The sequence below is a fragment of the Paenarthrobacter histidinolovorans genome (assembly GCF_014647595.1).
Lineage (GTDB): Bacteria > Actinomycetota > Actinomycetes > Actinomycetales > Micrococcaceae > Arthrobacter > Arthrobacter histidinolovorans.
In genome coordinates, this window is record NZ_BMPM01000005.1 from 203,984 (window position 1) to 228,977 (window position 24,994).

General features: G+C 61.5%; 27 protein-coding genes and 1 tRNA gene. 16 read left to right on the forward strand and 12 right to left on the reverse strand.

The annotated features are described in order from the left end of the window. Nucleotides 1–5 precede the first annotated feature (5 nt). From IEY62_RS13590 to IEY62_RS13610, 5 genes are all read left to right on the forward strand, one after another. A complete protein-coding gene (locus IEY62_RS13590) occupies nucleotides 6–1,295 on the forward strand; it encodes a sensor histidine kinase (RefSeq protein WP_189018694.1) in 1,290 nt (429 codons plus the stop codon). Continuing rightward, on the forward strand, nucleotides 1,292–1,981 hold the full coding sequence (locus IEY62_RS13595; protein ID WP_189018696.1) for a response regulator: 690 nt from the start codon (nucleotides 1,292–1,294) through the stop codon (nucleotides 1,979–1,981). Before IEY62_RS13590 ends, IEY62_RS13595 begins: the two co-directional genes overlap by 4 nt. A 184-nt stretch (nucleotides 1,982–2,165) precedes the next feature. After that, on the forward strand, nucleotides 2,166–3,608 hold the full coding sequence (locus IEY62_RS13600) for an amino acid permease (protein ID WP_189018698.1): 1,443 nt from the start codon (nucleotides 2,166–2,168) through the stop codon (nucleotides 3,606–3,608). An 88-nt stretch (nucleotides 3,609–3,696) separates the two neighbouring features. Continuing rightward, nucleotides 3,697–4,866 carry an alanine racemase gene (gene alr / locus IEY62_RS13605; RefSeq protein WP_189018700.1) on the forward strand — a complete coding sequence of 390 codons (1,170 nt, stop codon included), beginning with the start codon at nucleotides 3,697–3,699 and terminating at the stop codon, nucleotides 4,864–4,866. Between the two features lie 35 nt (nucleotides 4,867–4,901). After that, nucleotides 4,902–5,672 carry an IclR family transcriptional regulator gene (locus IEY62_RS13610; RefSeq protein ID WP_189018702.1) on the forward strand — a complete coding sequence of 257 codons (771 nt, stop codon included), beginning with the start codon at nucleotides 4,902–4,904 and terminating at the stop codon, nucleotides 5,670–5,672. Here IEY62_RS13610 and IEY62_RS13615 read toward each other — a convergent pair. From IEY62_RS13615 to IEY62_RS13625, 3 genes are read right to left on the reverse strand one after another with little or no spacing between them, the layout of a single operon-like run. Beyond that, nucleotides 5,663–6,442, reverse strand: a complete 780-nt coding sequence (locus IEY62_RS13615; protein ID WP_189018704.1) for an IclR family transcriptional regulator — start codon at nucleotides 6,440–6,442, stop codon at nucleotides 5,663–5,665. The genes IEY62_RS13610 and IEY62_RS13615 overlap by 10 nt on opposite strands. Nucleotides 6,443–6,484: 42 nt before the next feature. Next, nucleotides 6,485–7,225, reverse strand: coding sequence for a cyclase family protein (locus tag IEY62_RS13620; RefSeq protein WP_189018706.1), 741 nt, complete (start codon nucleotides 7,223–7,225; stop codon nucleotides 6,485–6,487). After that, nucleotides 7,222–7,671, reverse strand: a complete 450-nt coding sequence (locus IEY62_RS13625; RefSeq protein WP_189018708.1) for a hypothetical protein — start codon at nucleotides 7,669–7,671, stop codon at nucleotides 7,222–7,224. The genes IEY62_RS13620 and IEY62_RS13625 overlap by 4 nt, the downstream gene beginning before the upstream one ends. Before the next feature lie 178 nt (nucleotides 7,672–7,849). Between IEY62_RS13625 and IEY62_RS13630 the strand changes: the two genes are divergently transcribed. The 3 genes from IEY62_RS13630 to IEY62_RS13640 all read left to right on the forward strand — a co-directional run bounded on the left by IEY62_RS13630 (nucleotide 7,850) and on the right by IEY62_RS13640 (nucleotide 11,763). Next, entirely contained in the window at nucleotides 7,850–8,746 is an 897-nt protein-coding gene (locus IEY62_RS13630; RefSeq protein ID WP_189018710.1) for a dioxygenase family protein, read from the forward strand. A gap of 73 nt (nucleotides 8,747–8,819) precedes the next feature. Next, a complete protein-coding gene (locus tag IEY62_RS13635; protein ID WP_189018712.1) occupies nucleotides 8,820–10,127 on the forward strand; it encodes a M18 family aminopeptidase in 1,308 nt (435 codons plus the stop codon). A gap of 223 nt (nucleotides 10,128–10,350) precedes the next feature. Beyond that, nucleotides 10,351–11,763 (forward strand): amino acid permease, encoded by a 1,413-nt coding sequence (locus IEY62_RS13640; protein WP_189018714.1) that lies wholly within the window; start codon nucleotides 10,351–10,353, stop codon nucleotides 11,761–11,763. A 108-nt stretch (nucleotides 11,764–11,871) separates the two neighbouring features. Here the strand turns inward: IEY62_RS13640 and IEY62_RS13645 are convergent, their stop codons facing one another. Both IEY62_RS13645 and IEY62_RS13650 read right to left on the reverse strand, forming a co-directional pair. Then, nucleotides 11,872–12,549 carry a DUF1345 domain-containing protein gene (locus IEY62_RS13645; protein ID WP_229785287.1) on the reverse strand — a complete coding sequence of 226 codons (678 nt, stop codon included), beginning with the start codon at nucleotides 12,547–12,549 and terminating at the stop codon, nucleotides 11,872–11,874. Continuing rightward, on the reverse strand, nucleotides 12,546–12,701 hold the full coding sequence (locus tag IEY62_RS13650) for a hypothetical protein (RefSeq protein ID WP_189018716.1): 156 nt from the start codon (nucleotides 12,699–12,701) through the stop codon (nucleotides 12,546–12,548). Before IEY62_RS13650 ends, IEY62_RS13645 begins: the two co-directional genes overlap by 4 nt. A gap of 118 nt (nucleotides 12,702–12,819) precedes the next feature. On the opposite strand from IEY62_RS13650, the gene IEY62_RS13655 reads away from it, so the two are divergent. After that, nucleotides 12,820–12,902: transfer RNA gene (locus tag IEY62_RS13655), tRNA-Leu, on the forward strand. A 49-nt stretch (nucleotides 12,903–12,951) separates the two neighbouring features. Here the strand turns inward: IEY62_RS13655 and IEY62_RS13660 are convergent. After that, on the reverse strand, nucleotides 12,952–13,290 hold the full coding sequence (locus IEY62_RS13660) for a YnfA family protein (RefSeq protein WP_189018718.1): 339 nt from the start codon (nucleotides 13,288–13,290) through the stop codon (nucleotides 12,952–12,954). 3 nt (nucleotides 13,291–13,293) lie between these two features. After that, the gene (locus IEY62_RS13665; protein ID WP_189018720.1) at nucleotides 13,294–16,014 is read right to left on the reverse strand and encodes a tetratricopeptide repeat protein; all 2,721 of its coding nucleotides are present in this window, start codon (nucleotides 16,012–16,014) and stop codon (nucleotides 13,294–13,296) included. Nucleotides 16,015–16,387: 373 nt separating this feature from the next. Here IEY62_RS13665 and rpsF point away from each other — a divergent pair, with 373 nt between their 5' ends. From rpsF to rplI, 4 genes are all read left to right on the forward strand, one after another. Then, complete coding sequence (rpsF, locus tag IEY62_RS13670; protein ID WP_011776755.1) at nucleotides 16,388–16,693, forward strand: 30S ribosomal protein S6; 306 nt, start codon at nucleotides 16,388–16,390, stop codon at nucleotides 16,691–16,693. A gap of 50 nt (nucleotides 16,694–16,743) precedes the next feature. Further along, on the forward strand, nucleotides 16,744–17,316 hold the full coding sequence (locus IEY62_RS13675) for a single-stranded DNA-binding protein (RefSeq protein ID WP_018778530.1): 573 nt from the start codon (nucleotides 16,744–16,746) through the stop codon (nucleotides 17,314–17,316). A 128-nt stretch (nucleotides 17,317–17,444) separates the two neighbouring features. Beyond that, on the forward strand, nucleotides 17,445–17,684 hold the full coding sequence (gene rpsR / locus IEY62_RS13680) for a 30S ribosomal protein S18 (protein ID WP_003800144.1): 240 nt from the start codon (nucleotides 17,445–17,447) through the stop codon (nucleotides 17,682–17,684). A gap of 18 nt (nucleotides 17,685–17,702) precedes the next feature. Beyond that, nucleotides 17,703–18,155: a 50S ribosomal protein L9 gene (gene rplI / locus IEY62_RS13685; RefSeq protein ID WP_024818808.1), complete on the forward strand. Its 453-nt coding sequence runs from the start codon at nucleotides 17,703–17,705 to the stop codon at nucleotides 18,153–18,155. 129 nt (nucleotides 18,156–18,284) lie between these two features. Here rplI and IEY62_RS13690 read toward each other — a convergent pair whose 3' ends face one another. Beyond that, nucleotides 18,285–18,707 (reverse strand): DUF1801 domain-containing protein, encoded by a 423-nt coding sequence (locus IEY62_RS13690; protein ID WP_189018722.1) that lies wholly within the window; start codon nucleotides 18,705–18,707, stop codon nucleotides 18,285–18,287. A 59-nt stretch (nucleotides 18,708–18,766) separates the two neighbouring features. On the opposite strand from IEY62_RS13690, the gene IEY62_RS13695 reads away from it, so the two are divergent. Beyond that, entirely contained in the window at nucleotides 18,767–19,618 is an 852-nt protein-coding gene (locus tag IEY62_RS13695) for a PhzF family phenazine biosynthesis protein (RefSeq protein ID WP_189018725.1), read from the forward strand. A 2-nt stretch (nucleotides 19,619–19,620) separates the two neighbouring features. Here the strand turns inward: IEY62_RS13695 and IEY62_RS13700 are convergent, their stop codons facing one another. Next, the gene (locus IEY62_RS13700; protein WP_189018727.1) at nucleotides 19,621–21,153 is read right to left on the reverse strand and encodes a DUF6297 family protein; all 1,533 of its coding nucleotides are present in this window, start codon (nucleotides 21,151–21,153) and stop codon (nucleotides 19,621–19,623) included. A gap of 1 nt (nucleotide 21,154) precedes the next feature. Then, nucleotides 21,155–21,832, reverse strand: coding sequence for an ABC transporter ATP-binding protein (locus IEY62_RS13705; protein WP_189018729.1), 678 nt, complete (start codon nucleotides 21,830–21,832; stop codon nucleotides 21,155–21,157). A 119-nt stretch (nucleotides 21,833–21,951) separates the two neighbouring features. On the opposite strand from IEY62_RS13705, the gene IEY62_RS13710 reads away from it, so the two are divergent. After that, on the forward strand, nucleotides 21,952–22,731 hold the full coding sequence (locus IEY62_RS13710; RefSeq protein WP_189018985.1) for a class I SAM-dependent methyltransferase: 780 nt from the start codon (nucleotides 21,952–21,954) through the stop codon (nucleotides 22,729–22,731). Here IEY62_RS13710 and IEY62_RS13715 read toward each other — a convergent pair. Then, nucleotides 22,728–22,934: a hypothetical protein gene (locus tag IEY62_RS13715; protein WP_229785288.1), complete on the reverse strand. Its 207-nt coding sequence runs from the start codon at nucleotides 22,932–22,934 to the stop codon at nucleotides 22,728–22,730. The two genes, IEY62_RS13710 and IEY62_RS13715, sit on opposite strands and share 4 nt — an antisense overlap. Nucleotides 22,935–23,108: 174 nt before the next feature. Between IEY62_RS13715 and IEY62_RS13720 the strand changes: the two genes are divergently transcribed. Continuing rightward, nucleotides 23,109–24,026: a diacylglycerol/lipid kinase family protein gene (locus tag IEY62_RS13720; RefSeq protein ID WP_229785289.1), complete on the forward strand. Its 918-nt coding sequence runs from the start codon at nucleotides 23,109–23,111 to the stop codon at nucleotides 24,024–24,026. A gap of 7 nt (nucleotides 24,027–24,033) precedes the next feature. Here the strand turns inward: IEY62_RS13720 and IEY62_RS13725 are convergent, their stop codons facing one another. After that, a complete protein-coding gene (locus IEY62_RS13725; protein WP_189018733.1) occupies nucleotides 24,034–24,927 on the reverse strand; it encodes a hypothetical protein in 894 nt (297 codons plus the stop codon). Nucleotides 24,928–24,994 lie beyond the last annotated feature (67 nt).

Sequence of the window (24,994 nt, forward strand, 5' to 3'; positions counted from 1 at the left end):
AATTCATGACTGAAGCTCCACAGACGAAGGACGCGTCGGCCGCTGTGGCCGACGCGTCCTTCGCCGAAATCGCCCAGCGCCGCAGGGGCAGGATCCGGCGCTATTTCTTTACACGTCCCCGCGCCATGGATGCGGTGGTGGTGCTCTGCTACGTGTTGTTGGCGTTGCCCACCATCATCGCCTCGATCGGCGAGGGTAAGTGGCTGGTGGTGGCGATACTCCTCCTGATCGCCCTGGCGTTGGTCTTCAGGCGGCAGTTCCCGCTCCAGGTGGTTCTCGCCGTGGCCTTGCTGGAAATCTCGGCGACCATCCTGAACCCGTGGGGTTCCAACGTCTCGGCCGGCCTTTGGTTCGCACTCTATGCGGTGGCTACCCTCCGGAAGCGTGGGGTCACGTTTGTGGTTTTTGTTGCCGCAAGCCTGCCTCTGAGCCTGCTTTACCTGTTCATGTGGACGAGTCCCGCCCAGATGGACACGTTGCAGGATGTCCCGGAGAATTTCCACCTCATCAACAACATCGCTACAGCGGTCACCATCATGTTGTCGAACCTGCTGGCAACGGGAATCGGCATCTCAGTCCGCCAGCGGCGGGAACACGAAGCGGAAATCGCTGCCTGGGCGGCCCGGACCACGCGGCTGGGCAAGGTCACCGAGCGCAACCGCATCGCGCGCGAAATGCACGACGTCGTCGCCCACTCTTTGACGGTCATGATCAGTCTTTCGGACGGTGCGGCAGTTGTGGTCAAGAAGGATCCGGAACGCGCCGGGGAGGTGCTCGGCGAACTCTCGCGCACCGGACGCACCGCGCTGGCGGACATGCGGCGTGTTTTGGGGGTCTTACGCGATGATTCAGGGCGGCCGGCCCCGCTCACACCGCTCGAGTCCGGGTACAACCTGGCCAAGCTCCTGGAGGGCTTCCGTACGGCCGGCCTGCCTTTGCACTACGCCCACACCGGGCCGGCCTTGCCGGCTGACCCGGCGTTCGAGCTCACCGTCTACAGGATCGTGCAGGAGTCCCTGACCAACGTGTTGCGCTACGGACGCTCGCTGGGCCGGGTGGATGTCCAGGTGGCCCGCGACGGCGATGTGGTCACCATTGACGTCCTCGACGACGGTCGCGGAACCCGGGATGGTGGCAGCGAGTCGATAGGCAGCCTGGGCACAGGACTGGGCATTGCCGGAATGAATGAACGTGCTGGAATCTATGCTGGAATCGTTACTGCCGGTCCAGGAAAAAGGGGTGGTTGGGCGGTCCACGCCGATCTCCACTGGAACGGTGACAAGGGGGAATCATGACCAATGACATCAAAGTGCTGCTGGTAGACGACCAGCCGCTGCTCAGGATGGGCTTCCGGCTCATTCTGGAAGGCGAGGACGACTTCCATGTAGTGGGCGAGGCATCAGATGGTGCTGACGCCGTCCGCCAAGTCGAAGCACTGCAACCCGATGTGGTGCTGATGGATGTCCGCATGCCCACCATGGACGGGATTGAGGCAACCCGGCGTATCTCGGATTCCGGTTCCGAGGCGCGGGTCATCATCCTCACCACCTTTGACCTGGATGAGTACGCCTTCACCGGTTTACAGGCCGGTGCCTCGGCATTCCTGCTCAAGGATGTTGCCCCGGCTGAGCTTGTCCACGCGGTCAGGCTGGTGGCGAGCGGAGATGCCGTCGTGGCCCCGCGGGTAACGCAGCGGCTCCTGGAAACATATGTTCGTGGGGGCGTGGTGCCGGGCCACGCGCCGGCATCGCACCGGGACCCATTGCTGGGCGAACTGACACCACGGGAAACCGAAATCCTCACGACCATTGCCGAGGGCCTGTCCAACGCGGAGATCGCCCACAAGTTCTTCCTTTCCGAGGCCACAGTGAAGACGCACGTTCGACGGATCCTGAGCAAGTTGCAGCTGCGTGATCGCGTACAGGTGGTTGTCTACGCCTATGAAACCGGCTTGGTGGTGCCGAGCAACCCTGACTACTGATCCGGAGGGCCCGGTACGAGCCCACCCAATTCGCAACATGTGCGTTATAGACATTCATAAATGTTTTTAATGACTATTTGAGCTGATTCTGTGTTACCTTCGTCACTACAAGCGCGCCTCCGGCTCCCCCGCGCAGGAAGTCCCAGGCGTCCCGATCGCATCTTTCACTTATCGGAGACGAGTCATGGAATCATCAACCCCTCTGAAACTGGACCACCCGGCTGACGCTCCTCCGGCACCTTTGGAAACAGGCCTTCGCCGTTCCATGGGTCCGCGTCACTTGATCATGATCGCCATGGGAGGAGTCATCGGCTCAGGCTTGTTCCTGAGCTCGGGCTACACCATCTCCCAGGCAGGCCCCTTGGGCGCAGTCATCGCCTACCTGGTTGGAGCCTTCGTGGTCTACCTCGTGATGGCCTGCCTTGGTGAGCTCGCCATTGCCTACCCGGTCTCGGGTGCCTTCCACATCTACGCTTCACGTTCTATTGGTCCGGCTACCGGATTCACCACCGCCTGGCTCTACTGGCTGTGCTGGGCTGTGGCGATAGGTTCGGAGTTCACGGCCTCGGGCCTGCTCATGCAACGGTGGTTCCCGGGAGTTGAGGTGTGGGTGTGGTGCCTGGTCTTCGCTGCCATGCTCTTTGGCTTCAATGCGCTCTCGTCCAAGTTCTTTGGCGAATCGGAATTCTGGTTCTCCATCATCAAAGTCGGAGCCATCATCGCACTGATCGTATTCGGCGGAGCGGCACTGTTCGGATTCCATCCACTCTCGGACAAAGACCACCACCCGTTCCTGTTCGAGAACTTCAATACCTCAGCCGGCCTGTTTCCCAACGGCTTCTCCGGCGTCCTGGTGACAGCCTTGGCCGTCTTCTACGCATTCTCGGGTTCGGAACTGATCGGCGTGGCGGCAGGCGAAACCAAGGATCCGGCACGGAACATCCCCAAGGCCATGCGCAGCACAGTCATCCGCCTCCTCATCTTCTTCGTGGGAGCAATCGCCGTTATCGCCGCAACCGTTCCCTATGACCAGGTGGGACTGGATGAGAGCCCGTTCGTCACTGTTTTCTCGTCCGTAGGCATTCCCTTCGCAGCGGACATCATGAACTTCGTCATCATCACGGCCCTCCTGTCCGCCGGAAACAGCGGTCTGTTCTCCTGTGCCCGCATGCTCTACTCCCTTGCAGACGAAGGGCACGCTCCCAAGGCGCTCAAGCGCCTCACCCGCCGGGGCATCCCACTCCTTGCCCTGTCCGTCAGCATGGTGGGAGGGCTGGCGTCCCTGATCAGCAGTGTGGCTGCTCCGGAGACCGTGTACCTGGCCCTGGTTTCCGTAGCCGGCTTCGCCGTCGTCGGGGTATGGATGTCCATCACCGCCTCGCACTTCTTCCATCGCCGGGCCTTTGTCCGCAACGGGGGACGGGTAGCTGACCTTTCCTACAAGGCGCCGTTCTTCCCCGTGGTTCCGATCCTGGCCTTCGGACTGTGCCTGCTCTCACTGGTGGGCATTGCGTCCGATCCCGCGCAGGTTGCTGCCCTCTACTTCGGTATCCCGTTCGTGGCTGCCTGCTACCTCTATTTCCACTTCCGCTACGGCCGGACCATCAAGGTAAAACAGTCAGTCTGACCCAGGTTGCCAAGTCAGGCGGCAGGGCAATATTGCCCCGCCGCCTGACTGTCTTGAAAGAGGGAGCAGGCTTGAAAGAGGGAGCAGGATGGCCCAAACAACCCAGTCCAAGGAACCGGCCGGGAAGTTTTCCAGTTGGTTGGAAGTTGACGGCGATGCCTTTGATGGCAATGTCCGATCCATGATGCAGCTCTTGGAAGGACGGGCCTTGCTGTGTGCCGTGATCAAATCCGACGCCTACGGCCACGGGGCTGACATATTGCTGCCGTTCCTGGTTCGTCAGAACGTTCCCTACATAGGGGTGGGCTCGAATAACGAAGCAGAGTTGGCACGGAGTCATGGTTTTGATGGAAAACTGCTCCGCGTTCGAGCAGCGGCCCCGCAGGAAGTCAGGGCGGGCATGGGCTTCTTCATCGAAGAGCTCGTCTCTGATCCGCAGAGCGCCTTCGCCATGAGCAGGATTGCCGAGGAAACGGGCCGGAAATTACGGGTGCACCTGGACATTAACTCGTCGGGTATCAGCCGCCATAGCCTTGACGTGTCTTCTTCCCGTGGCAAGGCCTGCGCAGTTGGGATACTGAGCCAGCCTTGGCTTGAACCCGCCGGCATCATGACGCACTTTCCCTGCGACGACGTGAACAACATAGATAAAGGATTACGGCGTTTCAGGGCAGAGTCCCAAGCTATCCTCCAAGCCGCGGAGGTGCCCCGCAGCGCGGTGCTCCTGCATGCCGCGAACTCATTTTCAACCCTGAATGTCAGGGCGTTGTGGCTGGACATGGTTCGGACAGGTGCCGTTCTCTACGGTGACACGGAACCCGGCCAGCCCGGATTCAGCCGCTGCCTGACCTTCAAGGCGCGCATCGGCTCGGTGAATACCTATCCTGCGGGAAGCAAGGTGGGCTATGGGCTGACCCATACCCTGGCAACCGAGTCCCGGTTGGCAACGGTCACTGTGGGCTATGGCGATGGGTATCGACGCGCGCTCGGCCGTCGAAGCGCCGACCATCGCTGCGATGTCCTGCTCCGCGGCCAACGCGTGCCCATCGTCGACGTGATTTCCATGAACTCCATGGTGGTTGATGTGACATCGCTTCCGGAGGTCCTGCCCGGGGACGAAGTGGTCCTGTTCGGGCGCCAGGATCGCTCCGAAATCACTCCGGAAGAGCTTGAAGCAGCCAACGCAGGGATTCTCGCAGATTTGTACACGGTGTGGGCCAAGGATGCCAGGATCCTCAGGGAGTCTGCCAACGTGTGAGAATGGCGTGAGCGCTTGGTGGAAGGAGCCGGTTCGTGGATGTGTCACCAGAGGCTTCGTCGTTGGCGCAGGGCCTCCGATTGATCCGGCTGGTTACGGACCGCGAAAAACAAGGCCGCCAGCTTCTGGGAGTCTCCCAATTGGCTGCTGAACTGGACATGGAACAAAGCCGGGTTTCGCGTTTGGCCCAGGAACTCTGCGACCTGGAACTGCTGGAACGCGTCGATCGTGGCCCTTTCCGCACGGGTCCACGATTCTTCACCTTGGCGGCTTCGCTGAACGCCGGTTGGGTCCAGCAATCGAGGGCGGAGCTGGAAGAGTTGGTGTCATCCTTCGGTTTGCGGGCCAGGCTATCGGTCCGCGACGGAGTCCGTGTGCTCCTGTTGCGTTCGTCCTCCAACAACTCCGTGCTGGGTGGATTCGCCAAGCCAGGCATGGTGACTCCCGTTTGGTGCACTGGCGCGGGCAGGGCTTTGTTGTGGGACCATTCCCCCAAGGACCTTGAATCGCTGCTCCGTGAGGTCAATTTCATTGGTGTTGGCGGCCCTGCTGCTGCGCATTCAGCAGCGGAGGTGGCCACCCTCATGGACCAGAACAAGCCGCAGGGGTATGTCCTGGCAGCGGAAGAATTTGAGCACGGCGTCTGGGAACTTGCGGTGCCGGTCAGGGCAGCCGAAGGGCGCATTGTGGCGGCGCTGAGTGTCCTGGGTGGTCGTGCCGATCTTGAAAAAGCGGCACCCGGCATCGCAGCGGTTCTTCGGTCCGCTTCGAACCGGCTCGGCGAGGCGGCAACGGTTCAGGAATGACCCGTCAGCCCTGATTGTCCCCCAACCGTGGACTCGAGCCAATCCCGCCACCCAGCGAGAGCTGTGGCGAATGCATCGCGCTGGGGTTCCAGGCGTGATTTCGGGCCGACAATCTGCAACGCAGTGGCGACTTCTCCCTTGAAATCCCGGACGGGGGCGGACAGGGAGTAGAGACCCGGTTCGGCTTCCTCATCGACGATCGAGTAGCCGCGTTCCCTGGCCCTGGCCAGGCGCTCCAGGAAGTCGTCAACGGACACGGGCGTATTGGGCCCGTGCTTCACGAATTCGACTCCATCAAAGATCTTCCGGACCTCTGAGTCCGGCGCGTCCCACAAGAGTGCTTGGCCGGCGTCGCTGCAGTAGGCGGGGTAGGGGCGCCCAAGCCAGGAGCCCACCAGATTGGCGCTTTCGGGTACCTGCTCGCCAATGGTGACCGTGCTGTTGCCGCTCAATACGCCCAGGAAGCAGGCTTCGTTGGTTTCGGACGCCAAGCCTTCCAATGCGGTCAAGCCATCAGTCTTCAGCCGCTGCTCGGTGACCAACTGTGCGTCCGTCAGTATGGACCAGTCCAGGCAATACTCGCGCTGTTCTGTCCTTGTGAGGAACCCTTCCAGCTGTGCACCTTTGAGGCTGCGCGAGACCTGGCTGCGGTCCTTGTCCAGGCGGGCTGCAATGTCAGCCACCGTACCGCCGTCGAATCCTTCCGCGTGACGCGCCCCAACGGTGAGTAGGGCCATCATGCCGCGGCCCATGCTGGAGGTCTTAGACATGGATTGATTCTAATCAGCCACGGGGGCCGGACAGACAACGCGTCAGTGAATGGCGAAGACCCGCGCCGGGAAACCGCTGCCTTCCAGAGGCTTTGCCCACGTGGCGATCAGCATGGCACCGGACTCCGGGAGCTGGTCCAGGTTTGCCAGTAGTTCGATCTGCCAGCGGTCCTCGGCCAGGACGTAGGTTTCCAGGCTGAAATCCTGCCGGGAGGTGGCCACGCCGGGATCCGTATCAGTCTGCTCGTGGCCCACCGCAGTAACAGAGCGCTCTTCGAGCAGATACCGGAGCACCTCCTGGGACCATCCGGGCGTATGGCTGATGCCGTCGCCATCCCTGTTGGCCATGGCCGTTGCATCCGGCCAGTGCTTGCTCCAGCCGGTCCGCAGGGCAACGAACGACCCGGCGGGGATGGCGCCGTTGCGGGCCTCCCAGTGGCGGACATCTTCCATGGTGGGGGTTGCGTCCGCATTGGTCCTGACGTGGTGGGTGATGTCCAGGACAACAAGCGGAAGAATCATGTCCTCCACAGGTAGCTGGTCCAGCGTCCGGCCGCCCCGGACAAAGTGCGACGGCGGATCCACGTGCGTGCCCCATTGGCCAACTATCGAATACCTGTGGGCGGTGAATCCGTCGCCCTTTTCCATATCGAAAATAGCTTCCCGTGCCTCATCGGGAAAAGCCGAAAAGTGCGGTTGGCCGGGGTGGAAGGCGTGGGTGAGGTCGGTAAAAGTCCTGTTGCGGAGAAGTGGTGCCACTTCGTCCCAAAGGGGGAGGCTCATGATGCCACCCGCATTTCTCCGGCGGAGGCCAGGGCGCTGGTGGAGACGCTGAGGGGCCCTGAGACTTCGATGACAGGGACCTCCCACGGGTGGATGTCCACAATCCCTTGGACGAGCCGTTGCACGGTGGAATCGTCCAGGGAGTCGTCAAAGTAGGTGGTGAAGACAAAAGTCGGTGAAATGGTCCGCTGGCCCACGCTGCCCAGGGTGGGATTGGCGCCCTCGGCTACCGTGAACCCTTCAAATCCGGCAGAGGATTCGAAGACATGGTGGTAGTTGCCGAACCCGCCCAGCTCCGGAGTTGATGTCAGTGCGTCCAGCAACGAGGCGATACCGGCGTCGGACTCAAGGGCCTGGAGCTGACCGTCGGCGAGTTGGGTCATTGTCTCCACTGAAATGGGCCAGTGGATGCGAAGTTTCCGCACCGGTTTCAGTTCGATGTTCATTGCAGTGGACCTTCCGTCAGTTGCTGTTGCATGCCATCGTGCCATGACGTGACGAGCATTACAAGCATATGGAAATGCTTATTCTGCACACAGTTGCTTGATCACTTACTCTCTCGATCACAGTCCCGCCACAGATAACCCATGTACAGGGCACAGCCTCTGCAGCTTTGATGGAGGCATGACATCTCCGCACCAGCCGCACCCGAACCACGACAGGGGACTGGAGTTCGACCTCTCCACCCTCCTGAGCCGGCGGCGGACCCTGGGTGTCCTTTTCGGGACGGGCGCCGCCGCTGCCCTCGCCGCCTGCACGCCGGGCACGGAAGGCGGCGGCGCGACGCCGTCGGGCACCTCCAGCGCTACCGTCACCCCATCGCAAGGCACGACGGCGGCCGCCCCGCCATCGCCGCAGGCCACCAGTACCGTGACCCGCGCCTTGGCCGAATGCGGAGCGGAAATCCCGGAGGAAACCCTTGGGCCCTACCCGGGCGACGGCTCCAATGGGCCGAACGTGCTGGAGGTTTCGGGGGTGGTGCGCCGGGACATCAGATCCAGTTTCGGAGCGTCCGGTACGAAGGCAGCAGGAGTGCCGCTCACCGTCACCTTGACGCTGTTGGACAATGCCAGGGGATGCTCTCCACTGGCGGGCGCCGCTGTGTACGTTTGGCATTGCGACCAAAACGGCAAGTATTCGCTCTACGATTCCGGCCTGGAAGATGAGAACTACCTGCGGGGCGTCCAGGAGTCAGATGAAAATGGCCAACTGACGTTCAGCACGATCTTTCCGGGCGCTTACATGGGCCGCTGGCCGCATATTCACTTTGAGGTATTTGAGTCCATGAGCAACACCACCAGGGCGGGACAGGTGCTGGCCGTCTCGCAGATCGCTATGACGGAGAGCGCCTGCAAGACCGTGTACGGGTCTGCCGGCTACGAAGAGAGTGCCCGCAGTTTCCCGAAAACCACCCTGACCTCTGACAACGTCTTTGGTGACGATGGAGGCATATACCAATTGGCGACTATTTCAGGATCGGTGGCCGGGGGCTACACGGCAGCCCTGAACGTCACCATCTGACCCGTGACCACCCGGTACCCGGGACGATGCGGGACGGAAAGTTGGCCGAATCGATCCGGCTAGACTCGGGAGCATGCCTTCAAACGCTTCCGCAGCAGTTGACCATATCCAGGATCTCGGCGCGTATGTCTCGGCGTCGCCGTCGAGTTTCCACGCAGTGCACGAGGCCGCCCGCCGCCTTGACGAGGCCGGTTTCACTGGATTGGATGAGCGGCAGCCGTGGGACGGTGGAGCGGGAAAGTTCTATGTCCTTCGTGACGGCGCGTTGATCGCCTGGGTAACCCCCATCAATGCCGGGCCCACCACCGGTTTCAACATCCTGGGTGCCCACACAGATTCACCATCCTTCAAATTGAAGCCGAAACCCACCACCGGCAAGTTCGGCTGGCTCCAGGCGGGAGTGGAAGTCTACGGTGGCCCGCTCCTCAACTCGTGGCTGGATCGCGAACTGCAGCTCGCCGGCCGGCTGGTCATGCGCGACGGCACCGAGCACCTGACCTCAACAGGACCGCTGCTGCGTTTTCCCCAGTTGGCCATCCACCTTGACCGGGGCGTCAATGACAACGGCCTGCACCTGTCAAAGCAGCAGCACATGAACCCGATCTTTGGCCAGGGCGATCCCGTGGGCGAGGACCTTCTGGGACTGCTGGCTGCCAGCGTCGCGGGCGCCTCGGTGGATGCCTCAGAAATCGGCGGATACGACGTCGTCGTGGCGGACACGCAGGCTCCTGCGGTTTTCGGGGCCAAGGGCGAGTTCTTCGCCTCCGGCCGCATGGACAACCTTTCCTCCACGCACGCGGGGTTGGTGGCCTTGATTGCCCATGCTTCCTCGTCGCCGGACGACGGCCCGATCGCCGTTCTGGCGGCGTTCGATCACGAGGAGATCGGCTCCAACTCGCGCTCGGGCGCCTGCGGTCCCATCCTTGAGGACATGCTGGTGCGCATCTCTGATGGATTGGGAGCCTCGGTGACCCAGCGGCGGCAGGCCGTGGCGGCGTCGTTCTGTGTTTCCGCGGACGCCGGCCACGCTGTCCACCCGAACTATGCCGAGAAGCATGACCCGGCGAACAAGCCGGTTCTCAACGGTGGTCCCCTCCTGAAGATCAATGCCAACCAGCGCTACGCCACCGACGCCGCGGGAGCTGCGCTGTGGGCAAGGTTGTGCGCCGAAGCGAACGTGCCCTACCAGGAGTACGTCTCCAACAACGACCTTCCCTGCGGATCGACCATCGGCCCGCTGACTGCGACGCGCCTGGGGATCCGCACCGTGGACGTCGGCATCCCCTTGCTGTCCATGCACTCTGCGCGTGAGCTGTGCGGTGTGCAGGATCCGCATCATCTTGCGTCGGTCACGGAGCTGTTCTTCCGGACGTCGGTCTAGCCGAAAGCCTCAAACACTCGTTTCGCGCATATTTCAAATGTTTTCATAAGGAAACTTACGTTGCCTGTGACTATACATTTTGTGCAGCCTCCCTTTTTCGAAGCTGCCAAAATGTCCAAGTGCACAGCAAACCGTCCTTTGGTGCTGGCTAGTGTGGGAAAGTCATGTGGCCCGTGGCACACCACTCATGGCCCAACTCAAACCCAAAGGACGGCGCCGATCCATGCACGCTGACCAACAGCTTTCAAAATCCCTGAAGCCCCGCCACCTCTCCATGATCGCCATTGCCGGCGTCATCGGAGCAGGACTGTTTGTTGGCTCCGGCGCTGCTATCCAGCAGGCTGGACCTGGCATTCTGGTGGCCTATCTGGCCGCCGGCCTGGTTGTCATCCTCGTCATGCGCATGCTTGGTGAAATGGCGGCCGCCAACCCGGAGACGGGCTCGTTTTCCACATACGCAGACAAGGCCCTTGGCCGCTGGGCCGGGTTCAGTATTGGCTGGCTCTATGCCTGGTTCTGGATCATCGTCCTCGGCATCGAGGCAACGGCGGGTGCCGCCATCATGCACCGCTGGGTTCCCGGCGTCGATCAGTGGATCTGGGCGCTGGTGCTCATGGTTCTCCTGACGCTGACGAACCTCGGATCCGTCAAGTCCTATGGCGAGTTCGAGTTCTGGTTCGCTTCCATCAAGGTTGCGGCCATCGTGATCTTCCTGCTTGCGGGAATCGCAGCGATTCTCGGGCTCATGCCAGGTGTATCTGCGCCAGGGGTCGCCAACCTCCTGGACCAGGGTGGCTTCATGCCCAACGGTCCGGGCGCAGTGCTGGCGGGCATCCTTGTGGTGGTCTTCTCCTTCTTCGGTGCTGAAATCGCCACCATCGCGGCCGGTGAATCCGAGAACCCGGTAGACGCCGTCAAGAAGGCCGTGAAGTCCACCGTGTGGCGCATCCTGATCTTCTACATCGGCTCCATCGCCATTGTGGTGACGCTCCTGCCCTGGAACGACGCATCCGTAGCCAAGAGCCCGTACGTCGCCGTCATCGAGCTCTATGGCATCCCGGGCGCCGGCACCATCATGGACATCGTGGTACTCACCTCGGTGCTGTCTTGCCTGAATTCAGGGCTCTACACCGCCAGCCGCATGCTGTTCTCGCTCTCCCGCCGCGGTGATGCTCCCAAGTCCTGGATGAAGATTTCCAAGCGCGGGGTTCCCGCGGCCGCAGTCCTTGCCTCCACCGTGGTTGGTTTCATCACGGTCGGCTTGAACTACATTGCGCCGGACACGGTGTTCCTGTTCCTGGTCAACACTTCGGGTGCGATCGCCCTGTTCGTGTGGCTTGTCATTGCGACCTCGCAGCTTATCCTCCGCAGGCGCATGGGCACAGCAGCCAAGGAACTTGAGCTCAAAATGTGGTTCTTCCCGTACCTCACATGGATTGCCATTGGCAGCATCGTGGCGCTCATTATCGGCATGGTCATCCTCGAGTCCACGCGCGAGTCGCTGTTCCTGTCGCTCGGCCTGGCCGCTGTTGTGGTGGGCATCGGAGTGTTCCGCTACCGCAAAAACGGTGGCAGTCCGCACCAGGACGCCGATACAGCCGAGCCGTCTGCGGTAGGTTCCGGACCGGCGTCGTAAGGTTCTTTCTGATGCGGGGCAGTTGCCGTCGGTGTTCGACGGCGGCTGCCCCGTTTCGTTTTTGGTCCGGCATGATGAGCGGCTGCTTTGGCTACAGCGCAGCTTGAGCTACTGGGCCAGGCCGATCACCAGGTTGATGGTGACGGCAAGAATTACCGTGCCAAACAGGTACGAGAGCAAGCTGTGCTTCAACGCTTCCGCCCGGATCCGATGATTGCCAAGGTTGGTGTCGGACACCTGGTAGGTCATGCCCAGGCTCGTGGCCAGGTAGGCAAAGTCGGTGTACTGGGGCGGGCGGTCCTGGTTGAAGCTGATTCCGCCTACCTCACCTCCCGCATCCTCCTCGGGGCTGTAATAGAGCTCCGCGTAGCGAAGAGTGAAGAGCGTCTGCACCAGCATCCAGGATAACGCGACGCAAACGAGGGCCAGCGCCCCCGAAGACAGGCGCGATCCGTTGTCCTCCGTATGGGAGTTGACGATCACCGCCACCGCTGCGGCAATGCTGGCAAGGTTCGCGATGAGGATCAGGAGATCGGTGACTCCGCGTGAAGGGTCCTCTGACGTTGCGTGCTGCCGTGTTTGGCCGGGATCCATCCGGGCGATCACCAGCCAGACCCACGCAACATAGACCAGTGCCGCCGTCGCCCAGCCCACGGCAGGGGCGTCCACCCAGCTCCCCGCAAGCCCCGTTGCGGTGAACGTGGCCGCGCCCGCCACCAGCATCGCGACGAAGCGCAACCTGCTGCGCCGGACCCTGATGCTTTTCACTTTCCCGCCGCTGGTCATTGTTGTTCCCTCGAGCTTGGCTCCTGGGAGACCTTCTTTGCCTGGAGGATGCCGTCCCTCACCCCGGCGCGGACCACGAAGTACAGGGCATAGAGGGCTATGGCGGAAAAAACAACGGTCAGGACCAGGGTGTTCAACGGTGTGGCATCCATGGCGCCACTCTAACGGGACGTCCTCAAGGTGCCAGGAATCCACGAATCGGCCATGTTCGTGTTATTGTCTTTGTCGCTGTCAAGGAGAAAAACGAAAGTGCCTTCTCCTGATCACCTTGCGCGGGTGGCGGAATGGCAGACGCGCTAGCTTGAGGTGCTAGTCCTCGAAAGGGGGTGGGGGTTCAAGTCCCCCTCCGCGCACAGAGAGCCCCTGGAAGATTCATGATCTTCCAGGGGTTTTGTCGTTGGGTCAGGCGCCCGGCCGCGGCGCGAACATGACGACGCCGACCCCCACGATGCAGATCGCCGTACCAATGATGTCCCACCGGTCAGGTCGGAAGCCGTCCACCAGCATTCCCCATGCCAGGGAGCCGGCGATGAACACGCCACCGTAAGCTGCCAGAACCCGCCCGAAATGCGCGTCCGGCTGGAAGGCGGCGAAGAAGCCGTAGATTCCCAGTGCCACGACGCCCAGGCCGGCCCACCACCACGGCTTGCTTTCACGGACGGCCTGCCAGATCAGCCAGGCTCCGCCTATCTCGGCTGCGGCCGCCAGGACGAACAGGACGGTGGACTTCAGGATGGTCATGGCTTACTGCCCGATCTCGTCAACAACTGACCTGATTCGCTCCGCTCTGTAGCTTCTGCCGACCCTCACGTTAAAATCAATGGCGGCATCGAAATGCTCCATAGCCTCCGGACGATGCCCGGTGTAGGCCAGGATTTGTGCGACTTCCAGTTGCGCGGCTGCGATCTGTTCAAGAGTTCCACAAGCCTGAATCCGAGCCAGACATTGTCGGCTGCGTTCGGCTACGTCGTCATGAGACGAACCATCGTCAGCCGTAGCTGCTACGAGAAGGAGTTCTGTTATGGCTGCCCCTGCAAGGTCACCCTGGCTTTCGCAGTAGGCCAAATCGTCGACCAGGTATGGTACTGCTTCTGACGACCTGCCCGCCCTGACAAGGGCCACCCCCAAGTCATAATCGACTTCCGAGGCATGTCTTTTATCACCAAGCTCAGTGTAGATAGCCCGCGACTCTAAATGCTGCTCGACCGCCCTTTCGAAGTCTTCATCTTCACACAAGACAATTCCCAGTACGTTACGCGTCACTGCCTCACCCCATTTATCCCCCGAGTCTTTGCAATGAGCAAGGTCTGACTCAAGGTAGCTCAGGGCTTCGGGTAATTCCCCAAGCTCTCGAAGAATATTTCCGATGTTGTATTGGTTTGCTTGCACCATTGGCACGTTTCCCGCTTCCAGTGCAATCCGGCGTGCTTCTCGGTAGTGACGCAGAGCCTCTTTGTGCTCGTATTTAGATTTTGAAACATGCCCCAAGGTAGTGTTTGCAACGGAGAGCAACTCCCTTGAAGAAATCCGGAGTGCCAGATTCAGCGCATTCTCGATGTGACCAGTGGCCTCAATCGTATTCTTGTTATCCAAGGCGAGGTCAGCCAACAACAGTTGCGAGGCACCCGTCGCAAGTGCGTAGCTCATCAGTTCATCGGCGTTGGGCCGCAGCTGTGCCCTGCGGGCCTCATCGGCAGCCGTGTAGCTGGCTACCAGGACGTCGCGAAGCCGAGGTGCCTGCATCCGAAGCCGACAGTATGGGCCTAGAAGCAGCCCAAGCATGGCAACTTGGTGTGGCGGATTCAATTGAGGATAGTCAACGACTGCCGCAGTAAATCCGTCCCAAATGCGGTCCAGGGCGTCAATGGTACTTCGCGTATGCCCGGTGGTGGGATGTTCCCCTTGAGGAGGTTGAAGTTGCAGTAAATTCTCTATGGCCGTATCGAGCAATAGGGAACAGCATCTCATTGTTTGCTGAACGCGTTCCTCGTCAGTTATAGATGAAGATCCCACTCCTTGGGCAAATAGTTCAATGAGCGGGTGAAAGCGAAATAGCCCGGGAACTCCTGAGTTCTCAATCAGATACCGGTCGGATAGTTCGCGGAGAGAAGCTGCGGCATGGTGATTTTTGACCTTCGCTGCCGCTGCTGCCAGGTCAGCATCAAACTTCTTTCCAGGAACCTGCACCAGAGAGGCCATCAGCCTTTGTGTTGTGCGTGTCAGGCTATCGAACGCAAGGTTAAACACAGCATTGACTTGCTTTCTCCCGTAGCGGAGCTCATTCAGGCGTCGTTCGGGCGACGTTAGTTGATCGACAACCGTTCGAAGCCCTGAGGGTCCTGACCGTCGTGCCATCCGTGCGGCTATCCTGAGAGCCAGTGGCATATTGCCGCAAAGTGCCGCGACTCCAGCGGCAGAGTCCGTGTCCGATGACCCACTGACTCTTAGTAGAAACTCCATGCTTTCGTCAGGTTCGAACGAATTGAGATGGATGGCATAAGCGTCGTCTTGGGCGAAGATTTCTCTTCGGCTTGTGACGATCGTCAAAGAGTCAGCCTTCAACGGCAAGACCGATTCCAACAGGTGCTCGTCCTCAACGTTGTCCAGTACGAGCAGGATGCCCTTGAGATCCAGCCCCCACTGTTGTTCCTCTTGGGCCAGGCCTGGCTCGGTGGTGGGCCTCGTGCCGGCGAACGCGGTCCGTACAGCAGCGGCCACGGCGAGTGCGTCTGTAAAGGTGCCATCTCCGAGATTGAGAAACACATGGCCGCGCGGAAACCTGGAACCAAACCTCGCTGCGAGTTCTGTCGCGAGCGTGGTCTTCCCCATGCCACCGAGCCCGGATATGACAATCGTTCTGGACCTGTGCGGATCGGAGGAATCCACCCAGCTGATGGCCTCCGAGATGATGTTGTCGCGTCCAACGAAGTCCTGAAGTCTCGGAGGAATCTGCCTCGGGACTTCCGTCAGCGGTGCTGCAGTTACCAGCCCCAGTATCCGTTCCGTCACCCAGCGATGGATTTCCGGGTGCTTTTGAAGCCACAGCACGAGGTCGTCAGCGTCCAACACCCGTACGGATTTCCAGCATCCATTAGCGTTTTTTCTTTGAGCCCAATCGTCCTTGCCGCCCCATCGACGTAAGGTCACGGCAACATAGGAAGTTGATTTGTCGGCATGGTGCAAACGTGCCGCGTAGTCTTTCTCCGCCTTGTCTGCAGGGCGGGATTGCTTGCTGACTTCCCACTGTGTAATTCCTTGGGGTACGAAGGAGTTTCCAGCCGAAGAGTTGCTTGTTCCATCCCAGCCCTGAATCTGAAGGCCGGATCCGCTCCTGAAGCCTGTTGTCACCGTGCCCGGACACGCGTTGACGAGCTGACCGACGAGGTTTGATATCAATTGAGCTGCGTCGGCATGATCAGCGTATGAAGCCAGGCGGTCGGCATCGACAAGGCTGAACCCTTGCATCACCGGGAGGCTGCTTCGCGTTGCAAGGCTTCAGTCCGTGTGGAGCTCGGACTCATGCCCACCATCATGCGGATGCCGTCCAAAATTGCCCCCCGTGGATCAGATTGCCCTGGATGGGGCACTGGTGGTGAGATTACCGCACGGCAGGCGGGGTCACTGCAGCCGAAGCTGGTTATCCACATACGCCAACTGGCCTGTTCCGGGCCGGGATCCGCCCGAATAGCTTTGAGTGCAGGAGATGCACTAAGATGTTGAAGTCTGTGTTACGCCCTCCTTCCGAGTCTTCGGCGGGGGAGCGGTGCACAGCATCGCAAATGAACCTCCTGTTACGGAAATACCGTAACCGCTTAGCCCAAAGGAGGTGGGTTCACATATGCGTCCTTACGAATTGATGGTAATCATCGACCCCGAGGTCGAAGAGCGTACCGTAGAGTCGTCGCTTCAGAAGTTCCTTAATGTCATCACCACCGATGGTGGAACCATCGAGAAGGTTGACATCTGGGGCCGTCGCCGCCTGGCATACGACATCAAGAAGAAGTCCGAAGGTATCTACGCCGTGGTGAACTTCACCGCTGCACCGGCTACCGCCAAGGAACTTGATCGCCAGCTGTCCCTCAACGAGACGATCATGCGCACCAAGATCATCCGCCCCGAAGACCAGAAGGTCGTTGCTGAGTAATCAGCCCCTTCAAAATCTTTACACCGCAGGAACGAACAAGGAGGCAGTAGATGGCAGGCGAAACCACTATTACGGTCATTGGTAACCTCACCAATGACCCGGAGCTGCGGTTCACCCCGTCTGGCTCAGCAGTAGCGAACTTCACCATCGCTTCTACTCCCCGGACCTTTGACCGCCAGTCCAATGAATGGAAGGACGGGGAAACCCTGTTCCTCCGGGCATCGGTATGGCGCGAAGCAGCCGAGAACGTAGCCGAGTCCCTCACCAAGGGCATGCGCGTGATCGTTTCCGGCCGCTTGAAGAGCCGTTCCTACGAAACCAAAGAAGGCGAAAAGCGCACCGTAATCGAGCTTGAGGTCGACGAAATCGGCCCCAGCCTGCGTTACGCAAACGCCAAGGTCAACCGTACCCAGCGCTCCGGCGGTGGACAGGGTGGCTTCGGCGGAGGTAACTCCGGTGGCTTTGGAGGTGGCGCTCCTGGTGGAAACCAGGGCGGCGGCAACTCCGGCGGAAGCTGGGGCGGCAACCAGCCCGCACAACAGCAGGATGACCCCTGGGCTACGCCCGGTGTCAGCAACGCTGGCGGCTGGGGCAACGGCCCGGATTCCGAACCTCCCTTCTAAACACCAAATAAAAGTCCGACGCCGGACACTCGCCGGGACTGCCGAAAGGCACCTTGGCGATCACCGCCGTCGAACACCACCATCCCGTGGATCAATATCCACGGGCTCCATAGAAAAGGAGCTCCACGATGGCTAAGGCTGAACTCCGTAAGCCCAAACCAAAGTCCAACCCCTTGAAGGCCGCTGACATCACCGTCATCGACTACAAGGACGTAGCACTGCTGCGCAAGTTCATCTCCGACCGCGGAAAGATCCGCGCTCGTCGCGTTACTGGCGTTACCGTTCAGGAACAGCGCAAGATCGCCCAGGCAATCAAGAACGCCCGCGAAGTTGCTCTGCTGCCTTACTCCGGCGCTGGCCGCGGCTAAGGGAAGGGATTAACTAACATGGCAAAGCTCATTCTGACCCACGAAGTAACCGGTCTCGGTGCTGCTGGCGACGTTGTCGAGGTCAAGGACGGTTACGCACGTAACTTCCTGCTGCCCCGCGGTTTCGCCCTGACCTGGTCGAAGGGTGGCGAGAAGCAGGTTGAGTCCATCAAGGCTGCCCGCGCTGCTCGTGCCCACGCTTCCGTTGAAGCTGCACAGGCACAGGCCCAGGCTCTGTCCTCCAAGAAGGTCAAGCTCGAGGTGAAGGCCGGCGAGTCCGGTCGTCTCTTCGGCACCGTCAAGCCGGCCGACGTCGCTGCTGCTGTTGAGGCCGCTGGCCTCGGCGCCATCGACAAGCGCAACGTTGAACTGCCGAACCACATCAAGTCTGTCGGTTCGTACACGGCCAACGTTCGCCTGCACGAGGATGTTTCCGCTGTTATCGACCTCGAGGTCGTTGCCAGCAAGTAGTCTCTGACTGCATCCAAAGACCCCCGCCACCGGATTCCGGTGACGGGGGTCTTTTCCATGCGCCCTGAGTGCAGTTAAGGCCAATGTGGGGACGGCGGATTGTCATCAAGTGTCAACCCTGCGCGGTAGCTATGGCGTGTGGTGCTCCGTCATTACGTGCTTGTACCCAGCCCGGATCATCTCTGCCAGGATGTCCCGGTCCACGTCATCCAGCTTGTTGAGGTACAGGCAGGCGGTGCTGGTCTTGTGCTTGCCGAGTCCGGGAAGCAGCCGTTCGGCAACTGGCCCTTCCGTAACCCCGTACAGCACCAGGTTCGCTTTTCGCGGCGAAAATCCGACGGCGGGAGCATCGCCTTCGCGGCCGGTCCGGTACTTGTAGTGGTAGCTGCCGAACCCGACGATCGTGGGACCCCACATGACAGGTTCCTGGCCCGTGGCTTCACGCATCATGTCCAGCAACTCCAGGCCGTCTGCACGGCGGGTGGGGTGCTCGACGGAGGCCAGGAATTCTTCAACGGGCACAACCGTGGGCTGGGTCTTGTTCTCTGCCATGACCGTAGTTTTGCAGACGTGGGGCATGGCCGCCAGCACCCCGGTGATAGCCTTCCCGGGTGACTTCAGAAGCTTTGCGCGCCCGCCCGTTCCATCAGGTTGATGTCTTCTCCGACCAGCCATACCGGGGAAACCCACTCGCCGTCGTGGTGGATGCAGAGGGTCTCAGCACGCAGGCAATGCAGCACTTCGCCAACTGGACCAACCTCTCAGAGACCACGTTCCTCCTCCCCCCAACGGATCCTGCCGCGGACTACAGGGTACGGATTTTTACCGGCAGCGAGGAATTCCCGTTCGCTGGCCACCCCACACTCGGATCCGCGCACGCCTGGCTGCAGTCCGGGGGAGTGCCCAAGGCCGACGGCGTTGTGGTTCAGGAATGCGGGGCCGGCCTGGTTCGGGTGAAGCACGACGCCGGACGGTTGGCTTTCGCTGCTCCGCCGCTAACGCGCTTTGGCCCGGTAAGTGACACCGTGCATGCCCAAGTCGCTGCAGGCCTGCGTCTTCCCGAGGCTTCGCTCCTTGATGTGTCGTGGTTGGTCAACGGCCCTGAATGGATTGGTGTGCTCCTGGAATCAGCCGAACAGGTGCTGGCCCTTGAACCTGATTACGCCGCAATGGGGAAGCTCAAAGTAGGCGTGATCGGCCCGCATGAGGCTGGCGCAGCCATCGATTTCGAAGTCCGCACGTTCGTTCCGGGTGATGCCATGGTGGAAGACCCCGTTACGGGCAGTTTTAACGCGGGTGCGGCTCAGTGGCTGATCGAATCCGGGCGCGCACCGGAGGAGTTTGTTGCGGCCCAGGGAACGGTACTTGGCAGGGCCGGGCGAATCCATGTCTCAGCCAAGGATGGCGTGATCTGGATCGGTGGAGAATCGACAACCTGCATCCAAGGCAGTGTTCTGCTCTGACGTCACGCCTTTTTGGGCTTTGACAGTACTGACAGCAGCACGATGCCCGCGCTGAACAGGGCCTGGACTACCACCACGGTCAACGGAGTGTAGCCGAGGTACAGTCCCACCATCACCGGAACCATGGCCAGAATGGTCACGTCCAGCCCGCGCATCAGGGAACCCAGCTGGGCGCGTGGAACCGGGCCGAAGGGAGTGTCCACCGGGGGTGCCGACCAGTCCGGCGCGGCCTTGGTGGCGGAACGGAGCGTTCCCGCGCCCATCCCGATTCCTGCCAGGGCACCCACCGCAATCAGGGCAGGATCGGAAGCGCCCAAAAGAACCAGGAGCCCACTGAGAGCGGCCATCCACACGGCCATGGCCAGGCACGGCATGAGGGCACGGCTGCTGCGGACAAGCGCCGGGTGGAGCGGCAGCAACGCTTCGAGCTCGGGAACAAGTGCTGCTTTGCGGGCCACCCCGCCCATGCCGGAAGCCGTCGCGCAGCCGGCGATAACAATGATGCCCAGCTGCGCGAATTCAGGAAGGCCACCTTCCACCAGCAGCATGGCGACGCAGGCCGCCAGCCACAGCACAGAAGGCATCAGGGGCGGATTCAGCCTAAGAAATGCCACAATATCTGCCCGGATCAGCGCCCGAAGTGGGCCGCCCGCGGGGCGGGCGAAGAAGCCCGCTGCCCTGCCGCCGTCGACCGTTTTCCGTCCGCCGCCCAACGCGCGAAGTACTTCGTTGGAATCCATCATGAACAGGGAGGCGCCGGCGTGCCCGGCCACCGCCCCGCCGCGGATCAGCTCCTCGCTGCGCACCTCACCCGTGCGTGGACCCTCAAGGACCAGAAGCACGACGGCGGTAACGAACGCCAACGCTGCCGGCCAGGGTGAGGACGAGGCCGTGGGAAGGACCGCGCAGGCCAGGAGCGCCGTCATGGGCACTACCCGGCCTATCCTCGGTCCGAGCAGACCAAGCTGTTGGAAGGCCGCCAACGTCACCGCGATGACCCCGGCGGCGCCAAAGGTGACCGATGCAAGAAGGTGTTCGGGGGCAGTGCGGTCGACAGCGGTGACCATGCTGAACGGCAGGTACAGCAGGGTGAGGCCGGTACCGGTGAGCGCCGCTTTGCGGAGAAAAGGCGGCAAAACCATGGGGCGACGATCGATGGGCAGGGTCAACCACCAAATGCTCTCGGGTCCACCCACCGTGACCGGCCCCAGCTTCCGGGCAAGGTTGGAAACCACCAGCAGGAACGCGTACGTCACCGAGGTCCACAGCACGGGTTCTGGAAGGATAAGCCACTGCGCTCCGATGATGCCAGTGCCGGCCGAGCTGCGGTCTGCGATCTCGTTGCGCAGGGCCAGCACGAACGAGGCCGCGATGGTGAGTGAAACAGCAATGCCAAGTCCCCAGCTGTACGCGTCCACGAAGCGTTCACTCAACGAAACGCGGCTGCGCTTGTGGCGCCGCGTGGTGCTGCGGGTGAAACGGACGATCTCCGCGGCGAGGTGACGGTCCGGCGTCGAATCATCAAGTGTCAGCATCTCAGGAGCCGGCAATGATCGACGCCCCCTGGACGGGTTCGAGTTCGCGGACTTCATGGTCGATGACCAGGCAGGAGGTGGCGGTGGCGAGCAACAGCTCCGGATCGTGGGTCACCAGCACCACGGCACCGCCGTTCCGGGCGTGCTCAGCGATTCGCACCCCGAGCGCCACCCGCATGATCGGATCGAGGCGTTGTTCCGGCTCGTCAAGGATCAGGAGCGAGGACGGACGGATCAGGCCTGCTGCGAGGAGGAGCCTGCGTCGTTGCCCGGAAGAGAGGGCATCCGGGATCGCATCGGCTCTTCCAAGGAGGCCGAAGAAGTCCAACTCTTTCTCAACCCGTCCTTCAGGGTCGGCTACGGAATGGCCGCGGGCAACGAGAAGCAAATGCTCCCTGACCGTGAGCGAGGGGAAGAAAAGGTCGTCGTCGAAAACGGCTGATACCTGCCGCCGGAACGGTACGGCGTCGGGATCGACAAGGAGGCCGTGGACCTTCACGTCTCCGTCCAGGGGAGCCTGGCGCCCCGCGATGGTCCTGGCCACTGTTGATTTCCCGGCACCGTTCACGCCCACGATTCCGAGGATTTCACCGGCAGCCACCGTAGCGGAAACTTCTCCGCATACTGGAGCTCCGGCATATCCCACAAGCAAGCCTTCGGCTTCCAGCACTGACCCCATGGTGCAACCCTACCCGTGGAACCGGCACCAGCTCCCGGTAGCGTAGGGCATGGCCCGCTGAACCCGGGCGAGACGGACGAATGAGGGAGAGTCGGCCTGCCGGCGGAGTTGGAGACATGATGAGGGACTTCGAAACCCTGATTGCGGAGGCCATGGAAGCTGACGTGGACGGCTGGGGGTTCGGATGGCTGGACAACCGAGCCACGGAAGAGCGCCCGCCCTGGGGGTTCGCCGCGTTGCAAGCAGAACGTCTTGCCCACGTCCGGAGCGCCCTGGACCTGGACACCGGTGGCGGGGAAGTGTTGTCCGAAGCCGGTCGCTTCCCCGAAAGGATGGCGGCCACCGAGGCGTGGCCGCCCAACGCCGCCCGCGCCCGGGCTTTGTTGGGGCCGCGGGGCGTGCAGATCGTGGAGACAACCGCCGGCGATGCTCTGCCTTTCCGCGACGGTACGTTCGAACTGGTTACTGCCCGGCACCCCGTCAGCCCGGACTGGAATGAGATCCACCGGGTGCTGGTCCCCGGCGGCCACTATTTCGCCCAGCACGTCGGCCCGGCGTCGGCCTTTGAACTCATCGAGTATTTCCTGGGACCCCTGCCCGACCAGCGGAAGGGCCGCGACCCGCAGGCCGAAGTTGCGGCCGCGGAAGCCGCCGGGCTTTCCGTGACGGACCTCAGGACGGCCCGGTGCCGCATGGAGTTCTTCGACGTGGGTGCGGTGGTGTGGATCCTGCGCAAATGCGTGTGGTGGATTCCCGGTTTCACGCCGGAACGGTATCTCGACCAGCTCAGGGAACTGGATGGCCGGATGAGATCCGGACATCCCTTTGTTGCGCACTCCACCCGGCACCTGATCGAAGCGCAGCGGAAAGCGGGAGCAACACAGTCTGAGGACAGCTAGAGGAGTGAGCGGGCTTCCAGATCTTCCATGGCCCAACTAAGGATTCTGAGGTCGAAGGGATCGCGTTCCAGGATCCCAAACAGGTAGGCGTCAAAGTCCCAGAGCATGGCATTCCCGCCATTCGCCCAGTACCAGGCCCATAAATCGTCAAGGGTGATCTCATGCTCAAGGACGAGTGTTCGAGCTGTCTGGCGTGAGTCCATGGGTTTTCCCCGCCGCTGCCGCAGCACCACACCGCATCCAGCTGATCGACAAAGGTTCACTTCTGGGAACCCGTTTTCATGGTTTCACGTTCGCCGTATATCCGAAACCCCCACGGGTTGCGAATACTATGGGAACCTCCGAGGGATACAGCCGCCTGAATAAGGGACCTCGCAATGAATCAGGAGTACATCGTGGATTCTGCCCGGACCTTTGAGTCGATCGTTATCATTTTCAATCCCAACAGCACGGGGGATGCGCCAGAGCTCGCGGAGCAATTGCAGCGGAAGCTGAAGGAACTCCTCAGCTACGAACCTGAGATTGTCCTCCAGCCCACCGAACACGCCGGCCACGCCGTGGATCTGGCACGGGAAGCTGCAGCCAAGGGCGGGGACGTCCTTGTGGTCTCGGTGAGCGGCGACGGCGGCTACAACGAGGTTGTCAATGGCGTCATGCAGGCCGGGAACCCCAAGGCCGTCTGTGCTGTCCGGGCAGCAGGGAACGCCAATGACCACAGCCGGATCATGGCCACCAAGCCTTTGGAAGAGGCCATTGCGGAGGGTCATGTCCACAACATCGACCTTCTCCGCATCCACACCGGCCAAAAAGAGAATGAGCCGCCGGAGTACGCCCATTCGTACATTGGATTCGGCCTGACGCCCGTTGTCGCCACCGAATTGGAAAAGGGCAGCAAAGGGGCTTTGAAGGAGATGGTCACGGTGATCCAGACCTTCTCCAAGTTCGAGCCGTTCGGCATACGGATGGCGGATGGAAAGCGTCGGAAGTTCGACAGCCTGGTCTTCGCGAACATCCACGAGATGGCTAAATACGCCACGCTGAGTGAAGCCGACGGGCACCCTTCGGACGGCAAATTCGAAGTGATCACTTTCCCGCACATGCCCAAGTGGCGTGTGCTCCTGACTGCCCTGAAGGCAACCACGCAGGGCCTGGGGGACCAGCCGAGCGTGAGCAGCTATGAATTCACCACTCTCAAGCCGCTGCCGTACCAGATGGACGGCGAAGTAAAGAGCGTGGAGGCCGATGTCAAGGTCACAGTGGAGTGCGCTCCCCGCGCCCTGGCGACACTCGGATAGGGACCATTCAACCCGCAGGTGAGCAGGCGGCGGTGACAAAGTCGTAGATCCGGCCGCGCAGGTCATTTGAGGCGGCAACTTTGATCAATCCTTGCCGGTCTCCCAGCGTGATCCTGAGCGGCAGGAGCGTGCCCACCTTGTCCTCGGCGACAGCATGGGGGTCGCAGCGTGCCGGGCGGATGGTCAACTGCAGTTCCTGCTTGACCGTTCCCACGGTGACGTTCGTGGGCCACGGGTCGCTGGGGGATTGGGCCAGCAACGTGGTCTCGTCGATCGATTCGATGGTGAGCCTTTCCGGACCGCCCACTTGCGCGGTTGGGGTGATGATGAGGCGCACGACGGCGGTGCGGCCGTCCGCTGCCACCTTCAGTTCGGGATCCAGCACCATGGTGGCGACGGCGGCGGCTTCAGTTGCGATGCAGAGTTCGCTTGCGTTCCTGGTCAGTACGCCGAAGGGATCAGCGGCTTCAGTAGCCTCTTCCTTGGCTTCCTGGCCGGGTTCGGAGTACTCAAGGGTTGCTCTGGTCTGCGGGGTGGAGGCGTCCTCTGTTGCCGCGCAGGTAGCCGCCGGGAGTGCCGTGGGTACAGCTTTGGGCTGTCCCGGCGGCAGTTCGAGGCCGCTCCCGGGCCGCTGCCAGAGAATGTCCTCTTCATAGAGGGGGGAACGAAGCCGGGTGGAGGTCACCGTCAGGGGCTTATCGGTGGTGTTGGTGAACTGGAGCTGGATGGCCTGCTTGCCGTACTGGTCCCGGGATTGGTTGACCTCCACGGCAATGGGTCCGGCGCTGGTGCCCGTCGATGGCTGCGGGGAAGAGGCGCCGGAGTCGCAGGCGGACAGGGCAGGCAGCATCGCCGCAAGAGCCAGAAACCCGCCGAGGACACGCCCTCTTCGGCACACCATGCGATCAGTGTAGGCGCCGTCGGGAGCGCGGGTACGATGTCGCTGACGCACATCCATCAACTCCACC

Bases quoted from the DNA above. Each gene is read 5' to 3' on its own strand.
- IEY62_RS13660 (WP_189018718.1), bottom strand. From the start codon at position 13,290: ATGACCATCCTGAAGTCCACCGTCCTGTTCGTCCTGGCGGCCGCAGCC.
- IEY62_RS13600 (WP_189018698.1), top strand. From the start codon at position 2,166: ATGGAATCATCAACCCCTCTGAAACTGGACCACCCGGCTGACGCTCCT.
- rplI (WP_024818808.1), top strand. From the start codon at position 17,703: ATGGCAAAGCTCATTCTGACCCACGAAGTAACCGGTCTCGGTGCTGCT.
- IEY62_RS13690 (WP_189018722.1), bottom strand. From the start codon at position 18,707: ATGGCAGAGAACAAGACCCAGCCCACGGTTGTGCCCGTTGAAGAATTC.
- IEY62_RS13725 (WP_189018733.1), bottom strand. From the start codon at position 24,927: ATGGTGTGCCGAAGAGGGCGTGTCCTCGGCGGGTTTCTGGCTCTTGCG.
- IEY62_RS13595 (WP_189018696.1), top strand. From the start codon at position 1,292: ATGACCAATGACATCAAAGTGCTGCTGGTAGACGACCAGCCGCTGCTC.
- IEY62_RS13620 (WP_189018706.1), bottom strand. From the start codon at position 7,225: ATGAGCCTCCCCCTTTGGGACGAAGTGGCACCACTTCTCCGCAACAGG.
- IEY62_RS13705 (WP_189018729.1), bottom strand. From the start codon at position 21,832: ATGGGGTCAGTGCTGGAAGCCGAAGGCTTGCTTGTGGGATATGCCGGA.
- IEY62_RS13640 (WP_189018714.1), top strand. From the start codon at position 10,351: ATGCACGCTGACCAACAGCTTTCAAAATCCCTGAAGCCCCGCCACCTC.
- rpsR (WP_003800144.1), top strand. From the start codon at position 17,445: ATGGCTAAGGCTGAACTCCGTAAGCCCAAACCAAAGTCCAACCCCTTG.
- IEY62_RS13630 (WP_189018710.1), top strand. From the start codon at position 7,850: ATGACATCTCCGCACCAGCCGCACCCGAACCACGACAGGGGACTGGAG.
- IEY62_RS13645 (WP_229785287.1), bottom strand. From the start codon at position 12,549: ATGACCAGCGGCGGGAAAGTGAAAAGCATCAGGGTCCGGCGCAGCAGG.
- IEY62_RS13665 (WP_189018720.1), bottom strand. From the start codon at position 16,014: ATGCAAGGGTTCAGCCTTGTCGATGCCGACCGCCTGGCTTCATACGCT.
- IEY62_RS13635 (WP_189018712.1), top strand. From the start codon at position 8,820: ATGCCTTCAAACGCTTCCGCAGCAGTTGACCATATCCAGGATCTCGGC.
- IEY62_RS13715 (WP_229785288.1), bottom strand. From the start codon at position 22,934: ATGGACTCACGCCAGACAGCTCGAACACTCGTCCTTGAGCATGAGATC.
- IEY62_RS13625 (WP_189018708.1), bottom strand. From the start codon at position 7,671: ATGAACATCGAACTGAAACCGGTGCGGAAACTTCGCATCCACTGGCCC.
- IEY62_RS13720 (WP_229785289.1), top strand. From the start codon at position 23,109: ATGAATCAGGAGTACATCGTGGATTCTGCCCGGACCTTTGAGTCGATC.
- IEY62_RS13615 (WP_189018704.1), bottom strand. From the start codon at position 6,442: ATGTCTAAGACCTCCAGCATGGGCCGCGGCATGATGGCCCTACTCACC.
- IEY62_RS13710 (WP_189018985.1), top strand. From the start codon at position 21,952: ATGAGGGACTTCGAAACCCTGATTGCGGAGGCCATGGAAGCTGACGTG.
- IEY62_RS13590 (WP_189018694.1), top strand. From the start codon at position 6: ATGACTGAAGCTCCACAGACGAAGGACGCGTCGGCCGCTGTGGCCGAC.
- IEY62_RS13675 (WP_018778530.1), top strand. From the start codon at position 16,744: ATGGCAGGCGAAACCACTATTACGGTCATTGGTAACCTCACCAATGAC.
- IEY62_RS13650 (WP_189018716.1), bottom strand. From the start codon at position 12,701: ATGGATGCCACACCGTTGAACACCCTGGTCCTGACCGTTGTTTTTTCC.
- alr (WP_189018700.1), top strand. From the start codon at position 3,697: ATGGCCCAAACAACCCAGTCCAAGGAACCGGCCGGGAAGTTTTCCAGT.
- IEY62_RS13700 (WP_189018727.1), bottom strand. From the start codon at position 21,153: ATGCTGACACTTGATGATTCGACGCCGGACCGTCACCTCGCCGCGGAG.
- rpsF (WP_011776755.1), top strand. From the start codon at position 16,388: ATGCGTCCTTACGAATTGATGGTAATCATCGACCCCGAGGTCGAAGAG.